The 3,683-nt window shown below is 35.9% G+C and carries 3 protein-coding genes and 1 pseudogene; all 4 read right to left on the bottom strand.

The features are described 5' to 3' along the window. Positions 1 to 577: pseudogene (locus Q0F90_RS08095) on the bottom strand (Fe-S cluster assembly protein SufB); the annotation flags it as partial. 8 nt (positions 578 to 585) lie between these two features. Then, a complete protein-coding gene (gene sufC / locus Q0F90_RS08090) occupies positions 586 to 1,329 on the bottom strand; it encodes a Fe-S cluster assembly ATPase SufC (RefSeq protein ID WP_105098272.1) in 744 nt (247 codons plus the stop codon). A 292-nt stretch (positions 1,330 to 1,621) separates the two neighbouring features. Beyond that, on the bottom strand, positions 1,622 to 2,878 hold the full coding sequence (locus Q0F90_RS08085; RefSeq protein ID WP_296004598.1) for a diaminopimelate decarboxylase: 1,257 nt from the start codon (positions 2,876 to 2,878) through the stop codon (positions 1,622 to 1,624). A 309-nt stretch (positions 2,879 to 3,187) separates the two neighbouring features. Next, the coding region (locus Q0F90_RS08080) for a TCP-1/cpn60 chaperonin family protein (RefSeq protein ID WP_296004596.1) at positions 3,188 to 3,683 on the bottom strand (496 nt) is incomplete at its 5' end.

Genomic DNA, 3,683 nt, shown 5'->3' with positions numbered 1-3,683 from the left:
GTACATATACGAAGGAACCACCAGACCAAACAGCACCATGAAGCGCTGCCCATTTATGGTCAGTTGGAGGAATCAATGTCATCCAGTATTTTTTAACGATTTCTTCATGCTCATGAAGTGCTGTTTCAATATCAGTATAGATAACACCTTGTTTAACAAGATCTTCTTGAATACTGTGGTAAACAACTTCAGAGTCATACTGAGCACCAACACCAGCTAGAGATGTTTTTTCCGCTTCTGGAATACCTAAACGGTCAAAAGTGCTTTTAATTTCTTCTGGAACTTCGTCCCAGTTTTCTTTCATATCTACTTTTGGCTTAACATAAGTATGGATATTAGCCATATCTAAGCCAGAAATATCAGGGATCCAGTTAGGAATGCCCATGCGGTTATAGATTTCTAAAGATTTCAAACGAAACTCTAGCATCCATTCCGGTTCATTTTTATTAGACCAAATTTCACGGATAATGTCTTCAGTCAAACCAGCATCAGCGATATAAGAATATTCAAAGTCATTCTTAATGTCGTAGACACCACGGTCCATATCCGCGACTTGGGTTTTCTTTCTTTCTTCCATTGTGCCTCCTATGCTAATGCTTTGTATGCGTCGTAACCTTTTTCTTCGATTTCACGTACAAGAGAAGCATCACCAGTTTTAACGATTTTACCGTTGATCAATACATGAACATAGTCAGGGTTCAATTTTTGTAAGATTTGGTTGTGGTGAGTGATGATCAATACAGCGTTTTCTTCGTTGTGGAAACGTTGTACGCCTTCAGATACAATACGAACCGCATCTACGTCAAGACCAGAGTCAGTTTCGTCAAGAATCGCCAATTTAGGATTCAAAATGGACATTTGAAGAATTTCATTTTTCTTGCGTTCACCACCAGAGAAGCCTTCATTAACATAACGTTGAGCATAAGATGTGTCGAAGGACAATTCATCCATTTTTTCTTTCAATTCTTTTTTGAAAGATAGAGCGCGAACGTTTTCGCCAGTAATTGTGGATTTAGCTGTACGAATGAAGTTTTCTACAGTAATACCAGGAATGGAGATTGGATGTTGGAAGGACATAAAGATACCTGCTTTCGCACGATCATTTACTGCATCTTCCGTAATATCTTTACCATCAAAAATAATAGAACCGCTATCTACTGTATATGTAGAGTTACCCATGATTGCATTGGCAAGTGTAGATTTACCAGCACCATTAGTACCCATTACTACGTGAATTTCACCTTTTTTAATTGTTAAGTCGATACCTTTTAAGATTTGTTTGTCTTCAACGGATACCTTTAAATCTTTTATCTGAAGTAATTCAGCCAAAATGTTCACTCCTTTTTATTCGTATGTACCCTAGGAACATACATGCGTTATATGTAAAACGTATATTCTGACACATATAAAAAGGCGGTACGCACTAACGTGATACCGCCGTAATTCTCGCCAACGTAGCAAGTCGGTGCATAACAATCTACAATTATTATACATTCTTATCTAAATGATAGCAAGATATTCCTACTAAAATATACAGGAATTAAAAGAATACCAAGTATTACATATATTGATAGGTTTTATTTAATATTCATTCTCATCCTATTCGATTCTCAATATTAAATTATAAGTTGGAAAAATCTAGGGTTCCAAACAAATCATCATACGTTTCAGCACGACGAATTTGTGTAACAGAACCATCTTTATGTAACAATAACTCTGCAGAACGCAATTTACCATTATAGTTAAAGCCCATAGAATGGCCATGTGCACCAGTATCATGGATAATGACACGATCGCCTATATCAATTTTTGGTAATTCCCGTTGAATAGCAAATTTATCATTATTTTCACATAAGGAACCAGTTACATCATATACATGATCCTTAGGTGCGTCTTCTTTACCCATTACAGTGATATGGTGATAAGAACCATATAATGCAGGACGCATTAAGTCAGCCATACAGGAATCAAGACCGATATATTGACGATAAATATCCTTTTTATGAATGGCAGTGGATACAAGATAACCAAATGGGCCAGTTACCATACGACCACATTCATAAGCCAACGCTACATCATTAAGGCCGTTAGCTACAAGAATGTTATTGTATACTTCTTCTACACGCTTGCTAAGTACATTAAAGTCAACTGGTGTTTGTTCAGGTTTATAAGCAACACCTACACCACCGCCAAGATCGATAAAATCAACAGTAATACCTAGCTCATTCTTAATATCTACTGCAAGGTTAAAGCAAATTTCTGCAGTACCTACTAAGCCATCAATATCAAGCTCATTAGATACAACCATGGTGTGAATGCCAAAGTGTTTTACAACTTTAGCTTGCAATTGTTTGTACGCTTCAAATACTTGGTCACGAGTCATGCCATATTTAGCTTCTTCAGGAATGCCAATAATCGTATTGCCACCCTCTTTTAAAGAGCCTGGATTATAGCGTACACAGAATGTATCAGGTAAAGAACCATGATTCTTTTCTAAGTATTCAATATGAGTAATATCATCAAGATTAATAATAGCGCCCATATCTAATGCCTTTTTATACTCCACATATGGTGTGTCATTAGATGTGAACATAATATCGTGGCCTGTGATACCAACTTTTTCACAAAGCAATAACTCTGCCAAGGAAGAGCAGTCTGCACCTACACCTAATTTTTGTAACACACGCATAATATATGGATTTGGCGTTGCTTTTACAGCAAAATATTGCTTAAATCCTTTATTCCAAGAAAATGCGTTAATGAAGGCTTTCATGTTTTCAATGATACCCTCTTCATCGTAAATATGGAATGGAGTCGGATATTGGGCAATAATATTTTCTAATTGTTCAGCCGTAAAGGGAACAGTTTTTGTATTCATAACAACCTCTCTACATAAATAAAAGACTCATCAATCGATGAGACTATTATCTAAATTATTACTTATATTGGCTATATAAGCCAAAACGATCTACGCCATATAGAACTGTAGAACTATATATAATAATTTATTATATCAAATAAAAATAAATTTTAAATTCTATAGAATTATATCATAATTTGTATACAAAATCAATTTTCTCGATATTTATATAGTTAATATAAAAAATAATCCTAATGAACAGAAACCATGTTGTTTCTAATTCATTAGGATTATTATAGGTTTATTTATTATGCGTTAAGCAGTTGATTACATCATACCGCCCATGCCACCCATTGGAGGCATTGCAGGTACTGCAGCATTTTCTTCTACTTTGTCAGCTACGATTGTTTCAGTAGTCAATACAAGAGATGCGATGGATGCAGCATTTTGAAGAGCAGAACGAGTAACTTTTGCAGGGTCAACGATACCAGCTTTAACCATGTCGATATATTCTTCAGTTAAAGCATTGAAGCCGATGCCAGATTCAGTATTTTTAACTTTTTCTACTACAACAGAACCTTCAAGACCAGCATTGTAAGCGATTTGACGAAGAGGTTCTTCTACAGCGCGTTTAACAAGATTAATACCAGTTTGAACATCACCAGTAGCTTCCAATGTGTTCAATGCAGGGATGATATCAATGAATGTAGTACCACCACCAGCTACGATACCTTCTTCAACAGCAGCGCGAGTTGCGTTCAATGCGTCTTCGATGCGAAGTTTTTTATCTTTCATTTCAACTTCTGTAGCAGCACCTACTTCG

Source organism: uncultured Veillonella sp., from assembly GCF_934190855.1.
GTDB lineage: Bacteria > Bacillota > Negativicutes > Veillonellales > Veillonellaceae > Veillonella.
Note: the sequence above shows the minus strand (reverse complement) of the source record. Positions and strands in the feature narration are given on the sequence as shown.